Source organism: Stutzerimonas sp. 21-1 (genome assembly GCF_056336065.1).
On the sequence record NZ_CM150500.1, the window covers coordinates 2,926,674 to 2,947,729 of the forward strand.

Consider the following 21,056-nt stretch of genomic DNA (forward strand, 5'->3'; position numbering starts at 1 on the left):
CGCACACGCGGATGACTCGCCTCTCAGGCCTTTCTCAGCCAGTAGCGATAGATTCCGCCCTTCTCTTCCTCATGCAGCAACGCGTGCCCGGCCAGCTTGGCGAAACTGCGAAAGTCCCGTTGCGAGCCAGGATCACTGGCGATCACCTTCAGCACCGCACCGCTGGGCAGGCCGTTGAGTTCGAGCTTGGCCTTGAGCAGCGGCATCGGACAGGCGAGCCCTACCGCATCCAGCTCGGCGTCGAAAGCAAGAGTCGGTTCGTCCGCCTCGATCATGGTCCAGTCTCCGCAAAAGGAACGCAGGATACCGAGCGCGGACGCCCTCTGGCCAGCCGCCCGAACACAAGGCTACAGTAGCGCTCCACTACTATGAGCCCGCCTGGATGAATCTGCTGCGCCCGACCCTGCTGACGCTCGCCTGCCTGCTCGCCTCCCCGCTTCCCGCCAGCGATCTTCCGTCGCTGGGCGATGCCAGCTCGAGCATCGTTTCACCGGAGCAGGAGTACCTCCTGGGCCGCGCCTGGCTCAGTCTGCTGCGCGGGCAGGTTCGTCAGCTATCCGATCCGTTGCTCAAGGATTATGTGGAAAGCAGCGTCTATCGCCTGACGGAAACCAGTCAGCTGCAGGATCGCCGCCTCGAGTTCGTGCTGCTCGAGAGCCCGCACCTCAACGCCTTCGCCGCACCGGGTGGAATCATCGGCGTCAACGGCGGCCTGTTCATTCATGCGCAGACGGAGGCCGAGTACGCCTCAGTGATGGCGCACGAACTGGCGCACCTGTCGCAGCGACACTTCGCTCGCGGCCTGGAAGCGCAGCAACGCATGCAGGTACCGATGATGGCCGCCATGCTTGCCGGTGTAGTGGCCGCCGCGGCCGGCGCCGGCGATGCCGGTATCGCCGCGATCGTCTCGACCCAGGCCGCGGCGATCCAGGCGCAGCGTCGCTTTTCACGCCAGAACGAGCAGGAAGCAGACCGCATCGGCATCCTCAACCTCGAGAAGGCCGGCTACGATCCCCGCGCCATGCCGCAGATGTTCGCTCGCCTGATGCGCCAGTATCGCTACGACCAGAAGCCGCCGGAATTTCTGCTGACGCACCCGGTTACCGAATCGCGCATCGCCGACACTACCAATCGCGCGGAACAGCTCGCCAACGGCGGTATCGAGGACAGCCTGCGTTACCAGCTGATCCGCGCACGCACGCAGCTGCGTTTCGAAACCACACCCGGCCTCGGCGCCAAACGCTTTCGCGCGCAGCTCAACGAGAACGCCGATCTCGACGCCGCGCGCTATGGCCTGGCGCTGGCACAGATCAAGGGCGGGCAACTGGATGAAGCGCGCAGCACCCTCGCACCGCTGCTGAACAAGGCACCGGACGAACTGATCTACAACCTCGCCCAGATCGAGCTGGAGGTCACCGCCAACCGCCTGCCTCAGGCGGAGCAATACCTTCAGCGCATGCTGCGCCAGTACCCGGGCAGCTACCCGTTGCGCCAGGCACGCATCGATCTGCTGATCAAGCAGGGACAGACCACCCAGGCAGCCAAGGAACTTGATCAGCTGGCTGCACAACGCAGCGCCGATCCGGACATCTGGTATCAGGTTGCCGAGATTCGCGGACTGACGGGCAACATCGTCGGCGTCCACGAAGCCCGTGCCGAGTATTTCGCGCTGGTTGGCGATTACGACCAGGCCATCGAGCAGCTGGATTTCGCCAAGCGTCGCTCCAGCAACTTCCAGCTCGCCTCACGCATCGATGCCCGTCAGCAACGGCTGATGGAAGAAAAACGCATGGTCGAAGATATGCTGCGCTGAACGCAGTACCGCGGCGCATTCGTCAGACTGAACGAATACGCCTCTTCTCCGTGTCGCGCTCTCGCACCCTCTTCGCAACAGTCGCTTAGGCGTTGCCGGCCTGGCGCAGGCGCGCGGCCTGGGTGAAGTCGAGCATGCGCTTGAGCGGCCTCACCGCACGCGGAATCAGCGCCGGATCGACGCGAATCTCGTTGCTACCTTGGCGCAGGCAATCGAGCGTGCGCTCAAGGGTATTCATCGCCATCCACGGACAGTGCGCACAGCTGCGACAGGTCGCGCCCTGACCAGCGGTGGGCGCCTCGATGAAGGTCTTGTCGGGACACAACTGCTGCATCTTGTAGAAGATGCCGCGGTCGGTCGCGACGATAAACGACGTATTCGGTAGCGTCTGCGCCGCCTTGATCAGCTGGCTGGTGGAGCCGACGGCATCAGCCAGCTCGATTACCGCTTCTGGCGACTCGGGGTGCACGAGAATCGCTGCATCCGGGTATAGCGCCTTCATGTCTGCCAGCTGCCGCGCCTTGAACTCCTCGTGAACGATGCAGGCGCCGTCCCACAGCAGCATGTCCGCACCGGTTTCACGCTGCACGTAACTCCCCAGATGCTTGTCCGGCGCCCAGATGATCTTCTCGCCGTTATCCATCAGGCTTTCGACGATCTCCAGCGCGCAGCTGGAGGTCACCACCCAGTCGGCGCGCGCCTTGACCGCGGCTGAAGTATTGGCATAAACCACCACGGTACGCTCTGGGTGCTGATCACAGAAGGCGGCGAACTCCTCGACCGGGCAACCCAGGTCGAGCGAACAGGTGGCATCCAGCGTCGGCATCAGCACGCGCTTCTCCGGATTGAGAATCTTCGCCGTCTCACCCATGAACTTGACACCGGCGACCACCACCGTCTGCGCCGGATGCTCGTTGCCGAAGCGCGCCATTTCCAGCGAGTCGGAAACACAGCCGCCGGTTTCCTCGGCCAACGCCTGGATAACCGGGTCGGTGTAGTAGTGCGCAACCAGGACCGCATTCTGCTTTTTCAGCTCGGCGGCGATCTCGCTGCGCAATTGCGCCTCCTGCTCGGGCGACAGCGGCTTGGGCTGCTTGGCGGCGAGATGAGCCTGCACAAGGATGCGTTCGGGTATTTGCGTCATGTTGCGGGTCCTGCATGCACATTTGCGTGAAGCGCCGAGTATACCCGGGCATCGAACGGATTCGGCAGTTGGCGCCATTAAAGCACTTAAGCGAGCAGATGCTGGCGCAGCCGCCCCGCGCCCCGTCATGCGCTTCGGCCAGCCAATCACCGCAAAAGCGCTAATCGAGTCACGCAGAAACAAAAAAGCCGGAGACCTTAGCGGCCTCCGGCTTCATGGCTCTCTTAGGAGAGAATCTGGTGGGTCGTGTAGGATTCGAACCTACGACCAATTGGTTAAAAGCCAACTGCTCTACCAACTGAGCTAACGACCCGATGCGGGCGCATGATACTGATTTGATTGATGAAATCAACGACTTTTTTATTTTTTCTTCAACGATAACGCGTAGGGTCGGCGATTCCGGCTGCGGCAAATCCCGCGGCCCGCAGACGGCAGCTGTCGCATTTGCCGCAGGCGCGCCCATCGTCATCAGCCTGATAGCAGGACACAGTCATCGCATAGTCCACGCCCAGGCGAGCTCCTTCCTGCACGATCTGCGCCTTGCTCAACTGTTGCAATGGCGCCCGGATGCGGAACCCGTGACCTTCGACGCCCGCCTTGGTCGCGAGATTGGCCAGCCGCTCGAAGGCCTCGACGAACTCTGGCCGGCAGTCCGGATAACCCGAGTAATCGATCGCATTGACCCCGATGAAGATATCATGGGCATCCAGCACTTCCGCCCAGCCGAGCGCTAGTGAAAGGAAAACGGTGTTGCGTGCCGGCACGTAGGTAACCGGAATCCCCTCACCGGGAAGCTCGGGCACTTCGATGCGGTTATCGGTGAGCGCCGAACCGCCGATGCCATCGAGATTCAGCCCGATAACCTTGTGCTCGACCACACCAAGCTGCCGGGCGACTCGCTCGGCGGCCTGCAACTCGGCACGGTGACGCTGCCCATAGTCAAAGCTCATGGTGTAACAGCTGTAGCCCTGGTCACGGGCGATCGCCACGACCGTCGCCGAATCAAGGCCACCCGATAACAAAATGACCGCTCTTTTCTCGCCCATGCTTTTCCTCAAACGGTTGATAGTCCGCCGCCGCAGACCGCAGCGCCGGAACTCAATGTCCGGGCGCGTCGTTCCAGATGATCTTGTGCAGCTGTAGCTGCAGGCGCACCGGCAGGTTGTCGTTGACGATCCAGTCCGCCAGGGCCCGTACATCGACCTGTCCATGACTGGGCGAGAACAGCACCTCACCCGCCCGCCGCTCCAACCGGTACTCGATCAGCTTCGACACCGCCCAGTCGTAGTCTTCGCGCGAGCAGATAACGAACTTCACCTGATCGTTCGGGGTAAGCAGCGCTATGTTTTCGTAGCGATTGCGCCCGACCTCGGCGGAGCCCGGCGTCTTCAGGTCGAGCACGCGGCTTACCCGTTCGTCTACGCCGGCGATGTCCAGCGCTCCGCTGGTTTCCAGCGAGACGCCGTAACCGGCATCGCACAGTCGCTGCAGCAGTGGCAGACAATTGGGCTGCGCCAGCGGTTCGCCACCGGTGACGCAGACATACCGCGGCGAGTAGGCGGCGACACGCTCGAGGATGGCTTCGAGCGTCATCAGCTCGCCACCGTTGAAGGCGTACGCGGTATCGCAGTACTGACAGCGCAGGGGACAGCCGGTCAGGCGAACGAACACCGTGGGCAGTCCACTGGTGCGCGTCTCCCCCTGCAGCGAGTAGAAAATCTCGGTAATTCGCAGGGTCTGGTGCATATCAGCCACGGGCGTGACGGCTAAACAGGCCATCCGCCTCCGTTGCAGGTAAAGGGGGCGCCGATTCTAACGAAAAAACCCGCCGTGTGGGCGGGTTTCGTTTGATCGAGCACTCAGCGGTTGAGCTGTCGCTGTGCCAGCTGGGCCGCCGAGCTGTTCGGAAACTGAGCAATGACCTGCCGCAGAATACCCTGCGCCTTGTCACGGTTGCCCAGTCGCAGCTCGACATCGGCGAGCTTGTACAGCGAGTCAGGCACTTTGTTGTGCTGCGGATAAAGCTGGCTGACCTTAGCGAAAGCCTGGCCGGCTCCCTGCAAGTCGCCTTTTGCAAGATTAACCTCGCCCAACCAGTACTGGGCATTGCCCGCATACTGACTGTTCGGATACTTGCGCAAAAATGCACCGAATGCCTGGCTGGCCTTGTCGAAATCCTTGGCCTTGATCAGATCGAAGGCTGCGTCGTAGTACAGCTTCTCCTTCGCCGGATCGCCTGCCGGATCGCCCGAGGGCGCCGGGGCATTTGGTGCAACACTGCCGCCGCTGGCGCTCTGGCCAGCATCGGCAACGGAATTATGACCTGACGCGGCACTACCAGCGACACCACTGGCTAAGCGACGATCAAGATCTTGGTAACGCTCCAGACCTTCCTGTTGCAGACGTTGAATCTGGTTCTGCTGTTCCTCAAGCATGCCGCGCAACTGCGCGATCTCTTCCTGCATCTGCTGCAACTGCTGGAAGAGCATGCCCTGTGCCGAGGCTGGAGCAGCGGCTCCACCCCCGACATAGGCACCGCCACTCTCCGGCGCGGCCGTGGAGTAACCCGAGTTGCCGTAAGCGGCCCCCGAATCACCCTCGACTACCGGCACCTGGGCCGCCGCGATCAGCGGCATCCCGAATACTGCGAAACTCAGAGCGTGGCGGTACTTGCGCATGACGAATTACTTACGCAGTTCGACGCGGCGGTTCTGAGCCCAGGACTGCTCGTCGTTGCCCATGGCAACCGGACGCTCTTCACCATAGGAAACCAGTTCCAGCTGAGCCGGGGAAACGCCCTGCAGCACCAGGTAGCGCTGAACGGCCTTGGAGCGGCGCTCGCCCAGAGCCATGTTGTACTCACGGGTGCCGCGCTCGTCGGTGTGGCCTTCCAGAACGACGCGAGCGCCGTTGCCTTTCAGGTCCTTGGCGTGTACGTCGAGGGCACGCATGGCTTCCGGCTTGAGGTCGGAGCTGTCGTACTCGAAGTAGAAGGTGGTGATGGCGCGCAGAGCAGCTTCTTCGCTCATGCTGCCGTCAACGGAACCAGCGTCCGCACCGTAGCCAGCGTTAGGATCGATAGCGCCCGAGCCTTCGCCGGAATCGTCGCCGCCCTTGGAGGAACAGCCAACAGCGACAGCCATGGCCAGAGCCAGCGCGGTGAACTTACCGAATTTCAGCATTTCCATCTGTAACAACCCCAGGTGTGGTTTTGGTTTGTTGGTTAAAAAAGCGTTGGTACCGCATCAGTTCAGGTAAGGGGACCAGGATGGCTCTCGGACTTCGCCTTGAGCAGTAGGAAGCGGGAGCCTCACTCGCCCATTGATGGACACGAGCATCAGGACTCCCCGGCCCTGCTGGCGGGTTGCGTAGATTAGCATGGTGCCATTAGGCGCAACAGTGGGCGACTCGTCCAGAGTGGTCTCCGAGAGCAGGCGCAGATTGCCCCGCTGAAGGTCCTGAGCGGCGACCTTGAAGTTGGTATAGCCATCCTGCCGATGAATCATGACCAGCGTCTTTTCGTCAGCCGACAGCTTCGGGTTGGCGTTGTAGTTGCCGACGAAGGTAACCCGCTCGGCCGCACCGCTGCCCAGTCGCTGCTTGTAGATCTGCGGCTTGCCGGCGCGGTCGGAGGTGAAATAGATGGTCTGGCCATCAGCCCCCCAGAACGGCTCGGTGTCGATGGAATAGTGATTGGTCAGCCGCTGCAGCTGCCGCGAGCCCAGATCCATCACATAGATTTCCGGATTGCCGTCCTTGGACAGCACGAATGCCAGGCGATTGCCATCCGGCGAGAATGCCGGCGCACCGTTCAGCCCCTCGAAACCGGTAACTTGCTCGCGCCGACCGGTGTCGATGTGCTGGATGAAGATGCGCGGCCGCTTCTGCTCGAACGAAACGTAGGCGATGCGCCGACCGTCCGGCGAGTAGCGCGGCGACAGGATCGGTTCGCGCGACTGCAGCAGCGTCACCGCACGCGCGCCATCATAGTCGGAGCGCTGCAGGGTATAGCGGGTGTTTGCGCCACCGAGGCGCTCCGCCGTCACGTACAGCAAACGAGTGGAAAAGGCACCCTTGATGCCGGTGAGTTTCTCGAACGCCTGGTCGGAGACGTAGTGCGCCATGTCGCGCAGCTGATCGGGAGAACCACCGACACTACCGGTCATGACCTGCTGTTCGGTGGTCACGTTGAACACACCGAACTGCACCTGCAGACGCCCACCGGCCGGCTGGATATTTCCCACCACCACATACTGGGCGCCCAGTGCCTTCCAGTCACGGTAGATAATCTCGCTGCCGCGGGTAGGCATGCTGATCATGTTCTGCCGCGGAATCGGCTGGAAAATACCGGAATTGCGCAAGTCATTGCCGATGATATCGGCCATGTCCTCGGGCAATACGGTACCGCCTTGCCAGCCGAACGGGACCACCGCCACCGGAATGGCACGATCGGTACCGCTGGTGACGACGATGTTCTTCTCCTGCGCTACCGCCGTTCCCAGCAGGCAGCAGAGAAGGACAAGAATACCTCGAAGGGAATTGATCACAACGCTAGATCCTCTGGCGTGAACGTCATTTTGAACGATCGGTAAGGTTGGAAATCCTGCGGGCTGAGCCCTTGCATCTCCGTCAACCGACCAATATTCCTCACCGCAGCGACCGCGGAGTTGTCGAATGGCACATCACCGCTCGACCTCGCCACGTTGACCCCGGTGATGGTGCCATCAGGCAACATGTTCACCTGCAACTGCACCGACATGTTATTGCGGGCCGAAGGCGGACGCGTCCAGCCCTCAGCGGCGCGCAGACGAATCAGGTCATCGAAGTTGCCCGCCACCTGATCACCCTGACTGTCGGCCAGCGCCTGCTGGCGCTCGGTTGTGTCCGATAGCAGCTCGGCCAATGCCTGCGCCTTCTTATCCTCGGCCGCTTTACGCGCAGCCTCTGCGGCAGCCTTCTTCTTCGCCGCTTCGGCTGCCGCCTTTTTCTTGGCGTCTTCAGCCGCTTTCTTCTTCGCCTGCTCAGCCGCCGCCTTTTTCTTCGCTTCCTCGGCAGCCTTCTTCTTCGCCTCTTCGGCGGCCTTTTTCTTGGCGATATCGGCCTGTTTCTGCTGTTCGACCTTCTTGGCTTCCTCGGCCTTCTTCGCCTCGGCAGCCTTCTTGGCAGCGGCTGTTTTCTCCGCTTCGGCCTTTCGAGCCTGCTCGGCCTTCTTTTGTTCCGCAGCCTTGGCCGCAGCCTGCTTCTGCTGCTCGACCTTGCGCTGTTCCATCTGCTCGGTCTCGTATTGCTTGGCAGCAGTCTTCTTGGCTTCGCCAGCGATCTTTTGATTAGTCTGGGTCGTGGCCTGGCTTTGCGACTTCAGCTGATACAGCGTGGCCTGAACGATGGGCTTGGACGGCGGCAAATCGGGCGTCATGGCGAAGCTGACGAAAAGCAGGCCGAATATGATGACATGCAGGCCGACCGCCAGAACGACGGGCCAGAAGTAGCTTTCCGCAGGAGAGCGTTCAGCGTGCTGCATCAGGGCGCCTCGGTGATCAGGCCGACGTTGCCCACGCCTGCTTCCTGCAGCCCACCCATCGCGGCCATGACCGAGCCGTAATCGACCGCCTTGTCACCGCGTACGAATACCTGCACCTGCTTACCCTGGCTGCGATTCTGATTCATGATCGCCGTGACCGCCTTGGTCATCTCGTCGAGCGTCAGCGCACGATCCTGCACGGTATCGGTGTCCACCTCGCTGCCCATGTTCCAGTAATAGGTCTTGTCGGCCTTGATCGAGATGGTCAGCACCTGGGCGTTGTTGTCCTGCGGCAGCGCCTCGCTGCTGACCTTGGGCAGATCGACCTTCACGCCCTGGTTGAGCATGGGCGCGGTCACCATGAAGATCACCAGCAGCACCAGCATCACGTCGATGTAGGGCACCACGTTCATCTCGGCGACGGGCTTGCGTCTGTTGCGAATTCTGGCCATTACGTGAGGCCTCAATCTTCGGTGGTGTGAACTTTGCGATGCAGAATCGCCTGGAACTCGTCGGCGAAGGTGTAGTAGCGCCCGATCAGCATCTCGCCGCGAGCGGAGAAACGGTTATAGGCGATAACCGCCGGAATTGCGGCGAACAGGCCGATGGCGGTGGCAATCAGCGCCTCGGCGATGCCCGGGGCAACGGTCGCCAGGGTGGCCTGCTGCACCTGGGCCAGGCCACGGAAGGAATTCATGATGCCCCACACGGTACCGAACAGGCCGATGTAGGGACTGGTCGAACCGACGGTGGCGAGAAATGGCAGGCTCTGCTCGAGTTTTTCTTCCTCACGGGAAATGGCCACGCGCATCGCACGGTTGACGCCATCCATGACCGCATCGGGGTCAACGCCCTGCTGCTGGCGCAGCCGGGAAAACTCCTTGAAACCTGCGCGGAAGATCTGCTCGACCCCGGAATCGGGATCGGGATTGCTACCTGCCTGGCGGTACAGCTTGGACAGATCGATGCCGGACCAGAAGCGCTCTTCGAAGGCATCCAGCGAACGCTTGGCGGCACGCAGCAGATTGCCACGCTGGAAAATCATGATCCATGAGGTGACCGAGGCCCCCACAAGGATCAGCATGACCAGCTGCACCACGAAGCTGGCGTTGCTGATCAGGCTCCACATGGACATATGATCGACGTTGGCTTCCACGCTTACTCTCCTGCAGGGGATAGACCCGAGTCGGCGAAGGCTGCGCGCAGCGCTTCCGGAATGGCTCGGGGTTTCAGACTTTCGGCACGCACGCAGGCCACCAGGACCTGACCTTCACACAGTAATCGCCCATCCGCGGCACGCTTGACCTGCTGATTGAAACGCAGGCTGGCACGCTTCATTTCAACCACCTCGGCACTCACCAGCAGCTCGTCATCCAGTCGCGCCGGGGCGTGATAACGCGCCTCGCACGAATGCACAACGAACAGCAGGTCTTCCCCGACGAGCTGCGACTGGTCGAAACCCAGGTCGCGCAGGCGTTCGGTACGAGCCCGTTCCATGAACTTGAGGTAGTTGACGTAGTAGACGATGCCGCCCGCGTCGGTGTCCTCGTAATAGACCCGACAGCGATGGACGAACGGCTCAGCGTTGATTCGCGCGCGCATACTAGTGCCCGGCCTGAAAAATGCCAATTGGGTGGGTGAACAATATTTTCATCAATCCGTGTCGCCGCTGAACAGATCCGGCGTGGGCGATTCGGCCAGACGCCGCGGCAGATTCAGGCCGAAGTGCAGATAGGCGTGCCGCGTGACCACGCGCCCACGTGGCGTACGCATGATGTAGCCCTGCTGGATCAGGTAGGGCTCGAGCACATCCTCGATGGTATGGCGCTCTTCACTGATGGCGGCGGCCAGGCTGTCGACGCCCACCGGCCCGCCATCGAACTTCTCGATCAGCGCCAGCAGCAGGCGGCGATCCTGATGATCGAAGCCACGCTCGTCGACATCCAGCATATTCAACGCCAGGTCGGCGATCTCGCGGGTGATCTCACCACGACCGCGCACTTCTGCGAAATCGCGGACACGGCGCAGCAGCCGGTTGGCGATGCGCGGGGTACCACGCGCGCGGCGGGCGATCTCGAAGGCTCCCGCCGCCTCGGTCGGCAACCCGAGGATGCCTGCCGAACGACTGACAATGGTCGCCAAATCCTCGGTCGAATAGAACTCCAGGCGCTGCACGATACCGAAGCGATCGCGCAGCGGATTGGTCAGCATCCCGGCACGGGTCGTCGCGCCAACCAGGGTGAAGGGCGGCAGATCGAGCTTGATCGAGCGCGCCGCCGGGCCTTCGCCGATCATGATGTCGAGCTGGAAATCCTCCATCGCCGGATACAGCACTTCCTCGACGATCGGAGATAGACGATGGATCTCATCGACGAACAGCACATCGCCCGCTTCCAGATTGGTCAGTAACGCGGCGAGATCGCCCGGGCGCTCGAGGACCGGGCCGGACGTGCTCTTGATCGAGACGCCCATCTCCTCGGCGATGATGTTCGCCAGGGTGGTCTTGCCGAGGCCGGGCGGGCCGAAGATCAGGGTGTGATCCAGCGCCTCGCCGCGACCCTTGGCGGCGCGGATGAACAGGTCCATCTGCTCGCGCACGACCGGCTGACCGATGTATTCGGCAAGCCGTAACGGGCGGATGGCGCGGTCCAGCTGCTCGTCGCGGTCACGACTGCTGGCGGTGATCAGGCGGTCGGCTTCGATCATGGCGTTACACCATGCCCTTGAGGGCACGGCGAATCAATTCTTCACTGCTCAAACCGTCTTCCTGTATGGCGCCGACTGCCCGACTGGCTTCCTGCGGCTTGAACCCCAACGAAATGAGGGCGCTGACCGCATCGTTCTCGGCGCTTGTGACTGCCCCGGCGCCGCGAGGTTCAACCACCAGCGTGGCAATCGAGGGCATGGTTTCCCAGGCCTTGAAGCGATCCTTGAGTTCGACCAGCAGGCGCTCGGCGGTCTTCTTGCCGACCCCGGGGATTTTCACCAGGGTCGATGTATCCTGCGCTTGCACGCAACGCACCAGCTCGTCCACTTCCAACCCGGACATCAGCGCCAGCGCCAGCTTCGGCCCTACGCCATTGAGGCGAATCAGTTCGCGGAACAGCTCACGCTCACGCTTCTCGAAGAAACCGTAGAGCAGCTGGGCGTCTTCGCGCACCACCAGATGGGTGTGCAGCGTGACGCTTTCGCCAACGCCGGGCAGCCGATAGAGCGTGGTCATCGGTACCTCGACCTCATAGCCGACGCCGTTCGCATCGAGAAGCAGATGAGGCGGTTGCTTTTCCGCCAGGGTGCCACGCAAACGTCCGATCACGATTCCGCTTCCTCCAACATCGCCGGTCTCGCCCGGCGACTGCCAAAACTGTTCTACCGCCCCAAGCGGGGCTACAAGCGCAAACGTCCGCCCCGGCGCTTGGCGCCGCTCAAACCGTGCGGAATCAGGCTCTGCCGATGATGCGCATGGCACAGCGCGATGGCCAACGCATCGGACGCATCGATCTGCGGTTTTTCCAGCAGCTTGAGCAAATGCATGACCATCATCTGGACTTGCTGCTTGTCCGCCCCACCGGTTCCGGCAATTGCCTGCTTGACCTGGGTCGCCGTGTACTCGGCGATCTGCAGGCCGGCCTCGGCACCGGCGACGATTGCCGCGCCGCGCGCCTGGCCGAGCTTGAGCGCCGAATCGGCGTTGCGCGCCATGAACACCTGTTCGATGCCCATCGTCACCGGACCGTAGGTCCGGATCACCTCGCTGACACCACCGAATACCGCTCGCAGACGCTCGGCCAGCTCGCCGCTGCCGGTGCGAATGCAGCCCGAAGCCACATATTCGCAGCCGCGCCCGGTGTCACGCACCACCCCGTAGCCGGTAATTCGCGAGCCGGGGTCGATTCCCAAAATCAGCGTCATGGCCGTGGTCGCGCTGTCTATTTATCCAGTGCGCGAGTATACGGCTGCGCCTCCCAGCGCGCCACCGCCGAGCCGATTCAGGCCCGGCGATTTCCTCGGACTGGCGCGCATAAAAAAGCCGGAAGCGCCGCTGGGCATCTTCCGGCCTTCTGCGATCCAGATGCGGTCAGCCGAGCTGTTCCATGATCTCGTCCGCGATCTCGGCGTTGTGGTAGACGTTCTGCACGTCGTCCAGATCCTCCAACGCATCGATCAGGCGCAGCACCTTCTGCGCGGTCTCGACATCGGCGATCGGAGCGGTGATCGAGGGGATCATCGCGACTTCAGCCTCATCACCCTTGAAGCCAGCCTGGGTCAGCGCCTCGTTGACCGAGAGGAAGTCGGCAAAGCTGGTGTAGATTTCCACCGAGCCATCATCCTGGCTGACCACGTCATCGGCGCCCGCTTCCAGCGCCGCTTCCATCAGCGCGTCCTCGTCGACACCCGGCGCGTAGCTGATCTGCCCCTTGCGATCGAACATGTAGGCCACGGAACCATCGGTGCCAAGGTTGCCGCCATTCTTGCTGAAGGCGTGGCGCACCTCGGCCGCAGTACGGTTACGGTTGTCGGTCATGGCCTCGATGATGATGGCCACGCCGCTGGGTGCGTAGCCCTCATAGGTCAGCTCGGTCATGTTGTCGGCTTCGTTGGAGCCGGCACCACGGGCGATGGCACGGTCGATCACGTCGCGCGACATGTTGGCGGTCAGCGCCTTGTCCACCGCCAGGCGCAGGCGCGGGTTGTCCGCGGGTACGCCACCGCCGTGTTTGGCTGCCACGGTCAGTTCGCGGATCAGCTTGGTGAAGATCTTGCCCCGCTTGGCGTCCTGACGCTCCTTGCGGTGCTTGATGTTGGCCCATTTGGAATGACCAGCCATAACTCACTCCATTTCTTCAACTGGATCAGTAGTTCCGAAACCCATCCCGCGGGCGGGTTTCGCCGAATCGCCTGGCAAACCGCTACTGCCAAGACGAAGAAGCCTGGCAAAACCAGGCTTCCGATGGTGCTTATTCCGCCTTGGGCTGCTCGCGCAGGCGGATGTGCAGGTCGCGCAGCGCCTTGTTGTCCACCGCACCCGGCGCTTGGGTCATCACGTCCGCAGCGCTCTGGGTTTTCGGGAACGCGATCACTTCGCGGATCGACTGCGCACCGGTCATCAGCATCACCAGCCGGTCCAGGCCGAAGGCCAGACCACCATGCGGCGGCGCGCCGAACTTCAGCGCGTCGAGCAGGAAGCCGAACTTCTCTTCCTGCTCGGCCTCGTCGATGCCGAGGATGCGGAATACCGCCTGCTGCATTTCCTTGCGGTGAATACGGATGGAGCCGCCACCCAGCTCGGTGCCGTTGAGCACCATGTCGTAGGCGCGCGACAGCGCGGCGCCCGGATTGGCCTCCAGCTCCTCGGGGGTGCACTTGGGCGCAGTGAACGGATGGTGCAGCGCCGACAGGGAGCCGTCGTCGTTCTCCTCGAACATCGGGAAGTCCACGACCCACAGCGGTGCCCACTCGCAGGTCAGCAGCTTGAGGTCATGGCCGAGCTTGATGCGCAATGCACCCAGTGCTTCGGAGACGATTTTCGCCTTGTCGGCGCCGAAGAAGACGATGTCGCCATCCTGCGCACCGACGCGGTCGAGAATGACGTTGAGGTTGTCTTCGGGGATGAACTTGACGATCGGCGACTGCAGGCCCTCGACACCCTTGGCACGCTCGTTGACCTTGATGTAGGCCAGGCCCTTGGCGCCGTAGATGCCGACGAACTTGGTGTAGTCGTCGATCTGGCTGCGCGGCATGCTCGCCGCGCCCGGAACGCGCAGCGCAGCAACGCGACCCTTCGGATCGTTGGCCGGGCCGGAGAAGACCTTGAACTCGACAGCATTGAGCTGATCGGCAACATCCACCAGTTCCAGCGGGATGCGCAGGTCGGGCTTGTCCGAGCCATAGCGGCGCATGGCTTCCTCGAACGGCATGTGCGGGAATTCGCCGAACTCCAGGTCCAGTACTTCCTTGAACAGCTTGCGGATCATGCCCTCGGTGATGGCGATGATGTCCGCCTCCTCGAGGAAACTGGTCTCGATGTCGATCTGGGTGAATTCCGGCTGGCGGTCGGCGCGCAGGTCTTCGTCACGGAAGCATTTGGCGATCTGGTAGTAGCGATCGAAGCCGGCCACCATCAGCAGCTGCTTGAACAGCTGCGGCGATTGCGGCAGAGCAAAGAAGTTGCCCGCATGGGTGCGGCTCGGCACGAGGTAGTCGCGCGCACCCTCGGGAGTCGGGCGGCCGAGGATCGGCGTCTCGACGTCGAGGAAGCCGTTCTCGTCCAGATAGCGACGGATGCTGGCGGTGATGCGCGAGCGCAGCTTGAGCTTCTCGGCCATCTCCGGGCGACGCAGATCGATGAAACGATAGCGCAGACGAGTTTCCTCACCCACGTCGCTGTATTCGTTAAGCGGGAACGGCGGGGTTTCCGCCTCGTTCAGCACGTCCAGCTCGTAGCCCAGCACCTCTATGGCGCCGGAGGCGATGTTCGGGTTAACCGCACCGGCCGGACGCAGGCGCACCTTGCCGCGAATGCAGACGACGAACTCGCTGCGCACGCGGTCGGCGACGGCGAAGGTTTCCGCGCGATCCGGATCGAATACCACCTGGGCCAGACCTTCACGATCACGAATGTCGAGGAAGATCACCCCGCCATGATCGCGACGGCGATGTACCCAGCCGCAGAGAGTGATTTCCTGGCCATCCAGGCTTTCATTGAGTTGGCCGCAATAGTGGCTGCGCATCATGGTGGTGTTCGCTTCTCGTATCTTTGATTCGTTAGGTCGCTGGAGCCGCGGTGCCGGCGCACGATTGCCGGGCGCCGCTTCCTGGCTATCGAGCCGCCGGGCACAAGCGCGGGATTATATCCACATAATCGTCACGACGCAGCCGTCGCCCGGCAGTCGAGCCTGCGCATTCGCTCGCAGGGAACCCACGACGAGGAGCCCCTTCCAAAGCCAGGTGGCCTGCCGCGGCGCCACATCAGCAACAAAAGCCGCGATTTTTCTGGCATAACTGCAACCGGATCACCCACCAAGGAGAACAACCATGGAAATCGATATCGGCATCGCCGAACAGGATCGTGCCGCCATCGCAGAAGGGCTGTCTCGTCTGCTCGCCGACACCTATACGCTGTACCTGAAGACCCACAACTTCCACTGGAACGTCACCGGGCCGATGTTCAACACGCTGCACACCATGTTCGAGACCCAGTACACCGAACTGGCGCTCGCCGTGGACGAGATCGCCGAGCGTATCCGCGCTCTCGGCTTCCCGGCGCCAGGAACGTACGCGGCCTATGCGCGCCTGTCGTCGATCAAGGAAGACGAAGGCGTGCCGTCTGCCGAGCAGATGATCAAGCTGCTGGTCGAAGGTCAGGAAGCGGTCGTGCGCACCGCACGCGGCATCTTTCCGTTGCTGGACAAGGTCAGCGACGAGCCGACTGCCGACCTGCTGACCCAGCGCATGCAGATTCACGAAAAGACCGCCTGGATGCTGCGCAGCCTGCTGGCAGCCTGAGTCATCCTCGCCGAGGCGGCCGCGTGCCGCCCGCCTCGGCTGCAGGCTCCCTCCCCGGGTTCGCCGCAAGCGCGTGCCCGGCCAAAGGCTCATTTGAGCGCCACCGGCCTTTGCTGTTAAATACGGCCGCGCTGCGGCGCCGAGTCTCTCGCCAGTCAGACATCTGCACGTCTGCTAGCTCATTTCCCAGGCACTCGCCTGCCGCCGCCTTTTCCTGTCGTGTATCCACTACGAGTCATAAGAATGCTCAAGATCGTCCATGTATTAACCGGCGTCCTCGCCTTGCTGCTGTCATTCGTCCCCAGCCTGCGCGGCGACCTGCCGCTTCTTCTGCAACCAGCCGCCCTCTGCCTGCTGATGATCGGCCTGCTGAATATCCAGTTCATTCCGTCGATTACCGCGAACACCGATCCACGCACCCGTCCCGTTCTGCTCGGAGTATCAGCATTGCTGGTGCTGGCCGCCGCAGTCCAGGCACTCATTCTGCTGCTGCCGCTGGAGCAGATCGCCGGCCAACCGGCCACGCTCGCCAGCCTGCTGCTGGTATTCGTCGCCGTACTCCTGCACCTGGCGACCACTCGCACCCAGCGCCAACCGCAGCGCGAACGCCAGCGGCAGCAGCGCGCACCCGCCGCCAGCGTCGGCGGCGCCGGCCGGGAAACCGGTACGGTGAAGTGGTTCAACACATCCAAAGGCTTCGGCTTCATTTCCCGCGATAGCGGCGACGACGTGTTCGTGCATTTCCGCGCGATTCGCGGCGAAGGCCATCGCGTGCTGACTGAAGGCCAGCGCGTCGAATTCACCATCATGATGCGTGACAAGGGCCTGCAGGCCGAGGACGTGGTCACGCTGTAATTGCGACGCCGGCAGGTGTGCAAGCCTGCCGGCCTCTTGCACTCCACCCGTCAGTAATGCGGTGGCGGCGCCTCGTCTTCCTCGCCCCCAATGCTGCTCTGCATTTCTTCCAGCCGCCTGGCCAATGCCTGCAACTGCAGCTGCATTCGATCAACCAGACGCCGCTGCTCGACCAGTACATCGTTCAACGTCTGGATCGTATCGTCCTGAAACGCCAGTCGCGCCTCCAGATCGGCGATTCGCGATTCCACATTCATAGCTCACTCTCCAAAGCGAAACTGATCGGCCAGCACGGTCTTGAGGCGGGCCCTGATCGCCGCCGCCTGATCCTGCGTATACGGCTTGGGCTGATGCTTGCCCCACACCGGCGCCGGCCACGCCGCATCGTCGCGGGAGCGGGCAATGACGTGTATATGCAACTGGCTGACGACGTTGCCCAGCGTCGCGACATTCATCTTGTCCGCGCCGAAACTGTCCTTGACGATTTCTGCAAACGCGGTGGTTTCACGCCACAACTGCTGCTGATCCGCCGCGTCCAGCTGAAACAGCTCGCTGACCGCCTCGCGCCGCGGCACCAAGATGAACCACGGGTATTGTGCATCGTTCATCAGCAGTAGCCGACACAACGGAAAGTCGCCAATCGGCAATGTGTCCTGCTCCAGATGCGAATCGAGAATGAACATAACGGCGCTCCTGTATGACAAGGTCAGGCGCGGTCGAACCCACGCTGGCGCCAAGAATACCCTTGCGCGCAGGTCCGCGCCTTCACGGAGCAGAGGCAAGCGAGCATGCCCCACCATGCAGCACACGCTGCCGCTCGGCCTGGTGCGCGTGCGCGCAGCGCTGAGCCGACACGACTTGAGTACGCTTCTTGCTAGACAAGGATTGGTCGAGTCTTGCACGTAAGCCGAAAGCAGGCTTGGCAAACTTGCTCTAGCCTATCGACGCAGCTAAACAGTACATTCTGCGAATGGCTCGATACTAAGAAGCGTAATACGCCGAAATCGGGCCAGATTCGGATAACAAGAAGCGATCTCTGCGTGCGTCGACACGAGAGCAAGCACCGTTTTGAACCAATGGAGCAAATCACGATGAAAGTGATGAAGTGGAGCGTAATCGCCCTTGCCGTTGCGGCGGGCACATCCCAGATGGCGCTGGCCAGCCAGCAATCGGAAGCGAAGGGCTTCGTCGAGGATGCCAAGCTGGATCTGTTGCTGCGCAACACGTATTGGAACCGTGACCACAAAGATGGCGCCGACGACCGCAACACCTGGGCGCAGGGCTTCATCACCACGTTCGAGTCCGGCTTCACCCAAGGCACCATCGGCGTCGGCATCGATGCCTACGGCCTGCTGGGCGTCAAACTCGATGGCGGTCAGGGCGACATGTTCCCCGGAGAGCCGAAGGATTGGGAAGACGATCTCTCCGAAGCAGGCGCAGCGGTAAAATTCCGTCTCTCCAATACCACGCTCAAGTACGGCAATCAGTTCGTTAATCTTCCAGTCATCGCCTCCGATGACTCCCGTCTGCTGCCTGAAGCCTTCACCGGCACCATGATCACCAGCAGCGAAATCGAAGGGCTTGAACTGAACGCCGGTCACTTCACCGCTGACAGCCCGATGGGCTCCCCCGCACGTGACGACTTCGGTCTGAAGAGTCTCGACGTCTTCGGTGGTACCTATGCCTTCACCGATAATCTCAGCGCCTCGCTGTACTTCTCCGATGTCGAGGACACTTACGACAAGAAGTACGCCAACGTTAACTACGTGATGCCGCTGGCGGACGATCAATCGCTGACCTTCGATCTCAACTACTACAAGACCGACGACATCAATCAAGACTTCAGCGAAGACGGCTCGGAAGTCGATGACAACACCATCTGGAGCCTGTCGGCCAAGTATGCAGTCGGCGCCCACGCGTTCATCCTCGCGCACCAGCGCGTCTCCGGCGATACCGGCTATCTGTACGATGCCGGCGACGGCGGCGGCTCGATCTGGGTAGCCAACTCCTACCTCTCCGACTTTAACTTCAAGGACGAGCGTTCCTGGCAAGCCAGCTACGAGCTGGACTTCAGCAGCTATGGCGTATCCGGCCTGCAGTGGAAGACCGCCTATGTGCGCGGCGATAACATCGACGCAGCCTATTACGGCGGTGAAGGCGAGGCGACCGAGCGTGAGATCTTCAACCAGGTTTCCTACACCTTCCAGAACGGTGCTGCCAAGGACCTGACCCTGCGCGCGCGCAACTCCATCCTGCGTACCAACAACCCGGCCTGGAACGACGTGAACGAATGGCGCCTGTACGCCATCTATCCGATCAGCATCCTGTAACCGCCGACACTCGCAACACCCCGGAGCCCGGCCAATTGGCCGGGCTCTTCTTTTTCATTCGGCAGCCGGCCCCACGCGTCCGCTCGCGCTGGCCGGCTTCTGTACGCTTCTTTCCCGCAGCCGTACAATGCCGGGCCAAATTCCAGCCTCTGCAAGGACATAACGGCCACATGCGCACCAGTCAGTTCCTGCTCTCGACCCTCAAAGAAACCCCGTCCGATGCCGTGGTGATCAGTCACCAGCTGATGCTGCGCGCCGGGATGATCCGCAAGCTGGCTTCTGGGCTCTACACCTGGATGCCGATGGGTCTGCGCGCGCTGCGCAAGGCCGAGGCCATCGTGCGTGACGAGATGAACAAGGCCGGAGCCCTGGAAGTGCTGATGCCGGCGATCCAGCCAGCCGAGCTGTGGCAGGAATCCGGGCGCTGGGAGCAGTACGGCCCCGAGCTGCTGCGCCTGAAGGACCGTCATGGGCGCGAGTTCTGCGTCGGCCCGACCCACGAGGAAGTCATTACCGACCTGGCGCGCAACGAGCTGAACAGCTACAAGCAGCTGCCAATCAACTTCTTCCAGATCCAGACCAAGTTCCGCGATGAAATCCGCCCACGCTTCGGCCTGATGCGTGGCCGCGAATTCCTGATGAAGGATGCCTACTCCTTCCACCTGAGTCAGGAGTCGCTGCAGGAAACGTACGACCGTATGCACCAGGCATACTGCAACATCTTCACCCGTCTGGGCCTGAACTTCCGCCCGGTGCAGGCCGATACCGGTTCCATCGGCGGCACTGGCTCGCACGAGTTCCACGTGCTGGCCGAATCCGGCGAGGACGATATCGCCTTCAGCGATACCTCCGACTACGCCGCCAACATCGAGAAGGCTGAGGCCATCCCGCGCGAGAGCGAGCGCGCCGCACCCACCGAAGAGCTGCGGCTGGTCGACACGCCGAATGCCAAGACCATCGCCGAGCTGGTCGAGCAGTTCGGCCTGGCCATCGAGAAGACCGTCAAGACACTGGTCGTGCATGGTCTCGAGAAGGGCCAGCTGATCGCCCTGATCGTGCGTGGCGATCACGAACTCAACGAGATCAAGGCCGCGAACCTGGCGCAGGTCGCCAGCCCGCTGGTATTCGCCTCGGAAGCCGAGATCCGCGCCGCCATCGGTGCCGGCCCCGGCTCGCTGGGCCCGCTGAACCTGCCGATTCCGTGCGTCATCGACCGTTCGGTCGCGCTGATGAGCGACTTCGGCGCTGGCGCCAACGTCGACGACAAGCACCACTTCGGTCTGAACTGGGAGCGCGATCTGCCGCTGCCGGAGGTCGCCGACCTGCGCAACGTGGTTGCCGGCGACCCGAGCCCGGATGGCCACGGCACCCTAGTGATCAAGCGCGGCATCGAGGTCGGCCACATCTTCCAGCTGGGCACCAAGTACAGCGAGGCCATGAGCTGCCAGGTGATGGGCGAGAACGGCAAGCCGGCCACGCTGATCATGGGCTGCTACGGCATCGGCGTGTCCCGCGTCGTCGCTGCGGCCATCGAGCAGAACTACGACGATCGCGGCATTCGCTGGCCGGACGCCCTGGCGCCGTTCCAGATCGCTCTCGTGCCGATGAAGTATGAGAACGAAGCCGTGCGCGAGGCGACCGACAAGCTCTACGCCGAGCTGACTGCCGCCGGTTACGAGGTGCTGCTCGACGACCGTGACAAGAAGACCAGTCCGGGCGTCAAATTCGCCGACATGGAGCTGATCGGCATTCCGCATCGTATCGTCATCGGCGATCGCGGTCTGGCCGACGGCACCCTGGAGTACAAGCACCGTCGCGATGCCGAACCGCAGGCGGTAGCTGCCGCAGACATCCTGTCTTTCATCAATTCGCGTGTCGCACGCTGAT

23 protein-coding genes and 1 tRNA gene are annotated in these 21,056 nt (G+C 62.2%); 5 read left to right on the forward strand and 19 right to left on the reverse strand.

Going from position 1 to position 21,056, the window contains the following annotated elements:
* Nucleotides 1–23: 23 nt before the first annotated feature.
* Nucleotides 24–275 carry a sulfurtransferase TusA family protein gene (locus AC0ZJQ_RS14245; protein WP_213664336.1) on the reverse strand — a complete coding sequence of 84 codons (252 nt, stop codon included), beginning with the start codon at nt 273–275 and terminating at the stop codon, nt 24–26.
* 107 nt (nt 276–382) lie between these two features.
* On the opposite strand from AC0ZJQ_RS14245, the gene AC0ZJQ_RS14250 reads away from it, so the two are divergent.
* Nucleotides 383–1,813, forward strand: coding sequence for a M48 family metalloprotease (locus AC0ZJQ_RS14250; RefSeq protein WP_102828766.1), 1,431 nt, complete (start codon nt 383–385; stop codon nt 1,811–1,813).
* An 85-nt stretch (nt 1,814–1,898) separates the two neighbouring features.
* On the opposite strand, the gene nadA is transcribed toward AC0ZJQ_RS14250, so the two are convergent.
* From nadA to aspS, 16 genes are all read right to left on the reverse strand, one after another.
* Complete coding sequence (nadA, locus tag AC0ZJQ_RS14255) at nt 1,899–2,957, reverse strand: quinolinate synthase NadA (protein ID WP_155550232.1); 1,059 nt, start codon at nt 2,955–2,957, stop codon at nt 1,899–1,901.
* 237 nt (nt 2,958–3,194) lie between these two features.
* Nucleotides 3,195–3,270 (reverse strand) — tRNA-Lys (locus tag AC0ZJQ_RS14260).
* Between the two features lie 58 nt (nt 3,271–3,328).
* The gene (gene queC / locus AC0ZJQ_RS14265) at nt 3,329–4,003 is read right to left on the reverse strand and encodes a 7-cyano-7-deazaguanine synthase QueC (protein WP_167137897.1); all 675 of its coding nucleotides are present in this window, start codon (nt 4,001–4,003) and stop codon (nt 3,329–3,331) included.
* Nucleotides 4,004–4,055: 52 nt separating this feature from the next.
* On the reverse strand, nt 4,056–4,703 hold the full coding sequence (gene queE / locus AC0ZJQ_RS14270) for a 7-carboxy-7-deazaguanine synthase QueE (RefSeq protein WP_102828763.1): 648 nt from the start codon (nt 4,701–4,703) through the stop codon (nt 4,056–4,058).
* Between the two features lie 113 nt (nt 4,704–4,816).
* Nucleotides 4,817–5,635: a tol-pal system protein YbgF gene (ybgF, locus tag AC0ZJQ_RS14275; RefSeq protein ID WP_167137900.1), complete on the reverse strand. Its 819-nt coding sequence runs from the start codon at nt 5,633–5,635 to the stop codon at nt 4,817–4,819.
* A gap of 6 nt (nt 5,636–5,641) precedes the next feature.
* The gene (pal, locus tag AC0ZJQ_RS14280; protein WP_008567647.1) at nt 5,642–6,145 is read right to left on the reverse strand and encodes a peptidoglycan-associated lipoprotein Pal; all 504 of its coding nucleotides are present in this window, start codon (nt 6,143–6,145) and stop codon (nt 5,642–5,644) included.
* Between the two features lie 57 nt (nt 6,146–6,202).
* The gene (tolB, locus tag AC0ZJQ_RS14285) at nt 6,203–7,504 is read right to left on the reverse strand and encodes a Tol-Pal system beta propeller repeat protein TolB (protein ID WP_314019589.1); all 1,302 of its coding nucleotides are present in this window, start codon (nt 7,502–7,504) and stop codon (nt 6,203–6,205) included.
* Entirely contained in the window at nt 7,501–8,478 is a 978-nt protein-coding gene (tolA, locus tag AC0ZJQ_RS14290) for a cell envelope integrity protein TolA (RefSeq protein ID WP_237264022.1), read from the reverse strand. Before tolA ends, tolB begins: the two co-directional genes overlap by 4 nt.
* Entirely contained in the window at nt 8,478–8,930 is a 453-nt protein-coding gene (tolR, locus tag AC0ZJQ_RS14295) for a protein TolR (protein ID WP_008567651.1), read from the reverse strand. Before tolR ends, tolA begins: the two co-directional genes overlap by 1 nt.
* Nucleotides 8,931–8,941: 11 nt before the next feature.
* Nucleotides 8,942–9,634, reverse strand: a complete 693-nt coding sequence (gene tolQ, locus AC0ZJQ_RS14300; protein WP_008567652.1) for a protein TolQ — start codon at nt 9,632–9,634, stop codon at nt 8,942–8,944.
* 2 nt (nt 9,635–9,636) lie between these two features.
* Nucleotides 9,637–10,080, reverse strand: coding sequence for a tol-pal system-associated acyl-CoA thioesterase (gene ybgC / locus AC0ZJQ_RS14305; protein ID WP_237264021.1), 444 nt, complete (start codon nt 10,078–10,080; stop codon nt 9,637–9,639).
* 51 nt (nt 10,081–10,131) lie between these two features.
* Nucleotides 10,132–11,184, reverse strand: coding sequence for a Holliday junction branch migration DNA helicase RuvB (gene ruvB, locus AC0ZJQ_RS14310; RefSeq protein ID WP_043297584.1), 1,053 nt, complete (start codon nt 11,182–11,184; stop codon nt 10,132–10,134).
* Between the two features lie 4 nt (nt 11,185–11,188).
* Nucleotides 11,189–11,794 (reverse strand): Holliday junction branch migration protein RuvA, encoded by a 606-nt coding sequence (gene ruvA / locus AC0ZJQ_RS14315; RefSeq protein WP_167137913.1) that lies wholly within the window; start codon nt 11,792–11,794, stop codon nt 11,189–11,191.
* A gap of 71 nt (nt 11,795–11,865) precedes the next feature.
* Nucleotides 11,866–12,390 carry a crossover junction endodeoxyribonuclease RuvC gene (gene ruvC, locus AC0ZJQ_RS14320; protein ID WP_008567656.1) on the reverse strand — a complete coding sequence of 175 codons (525 nt, stop codon included), beginning with the start codon at nt 12,388–12,390 and terminating at the stop codon, nt 11,866–11,868.
* 166 nt (nt 12,391–12,556) lie between these two features.
* Nucleotides 12,557–13,306 carry a YebC/PmpR family DNA-binding transcriptional regulator gene (locus AC0ZJQ_RS14325; RefSeq protein WP_167137916.1) on the reverse strand — a complete coding sequence of 250 codons (750 nt, stop codon included), beginning with the start codon at nt 13,304–13,306 and terminating at the stop codon, nt 12,557–12,559.
* 130 nt (nt 13,307–13,436) lie between these two features.
* Nucleotides 13,437–15,212, reverse strand: a complete 1,776-nt coding sequence (gene aspS / locus AC0ZJQ_RS14330) for an aspartate--tRNA ligase (protein ID WP_155550229.1) — start codon at nt 15,210–15,212, stop codon at nt 13,437–13,439.
* 301 nt (nt 15,213–15,513) lie between these two features.
* Here aspS and AC0ZJQ_RS14335 point away from each other — a divergent pair, with 301 nt between their 5' ends.
* Both AC0ZJQ_RS14335 and AC0ZJQ_RS14340 read left to right on the forward strand, forming a co-directional pair.
* A complete protein-coding gene (locus AC0ZJQ_RS14335) occupies nt 15,514–15,984 on the forward strand; it encodes a Dps family protein (RefSeq protein ID WP_008567659.1) in 471 nt (156 codons plus the stop codon).
* Between the two features lie 243 nt (nt 15,985–16,227).
* A complete protein-coding gene (locus AC0ZJQ_RS14340) occupies nt 16,228–16,839 on the forward strand; it encodes a cold-shock protein (protein ID WP_476476825.1) in 612 nt (203 codons plus the stop codon).
* Nucleotides 16,840–16,889: 50 nt separating this feature from the next.
* Here the strand turns inward: AC0ZJQ_RS14340 and AC0ZJQ_RS14345 are convergent, their stop codons facing one another.
* Nucleotides 16,890–17,096, reverse strand: coding sequence for a SlyX family protein (locus tag AC0ZJQ_RS14345; RefSeq protein ID WP_008567663.1), 207 nt, complete (start codon nt 17,094–17,096; stop codon nt 16,890–16,892).
* Nucleotides 17,097–17,099: 3 nt separating this feature from the next.
* Complete coding sequence (locus tag AC0ZJQ_RS14350) at nt 17,100–17,522, reverse strand: HIT family protein (protein WP_476476826.1); 423 nt, start codon at nt 17,520–17,522, stop codon at nt 17,100–17,102.
* 408 nt (nt 17,523–17,930) lie between these two features.
* On the opposite strand from AC0ZJQ_RS14350, the gene AC0ZJQ_RS14355 reads away from it, so the two are divergent.
* The gene (locus AC0ZJQ_RS14355; protein WP_008567665.1) at nt 17,931–19,169 is read left to right on the forward strand and encodes an OprD family porin; all 1,239 of its coding nucleotides are present in this window, start codon (nt 17,931–17,933) and stop codon (nt 19,167–19,169) included.
* 170 nt (nt 19,170–19,339) lie between these two features.
* Nucleotides 19,340–21,055, forward strand: coding sequence for a proline--tRNA ligase (locus tag AC0ZJQ_RS14360; RefSeq protein WP_008567666.1), 1,716 nt, complete (start codon nt 19,340–19,342; stop codon nt 21,053–21,055).
* Nucleotide 21,056 lies beyond the last annotated feature (1 nt).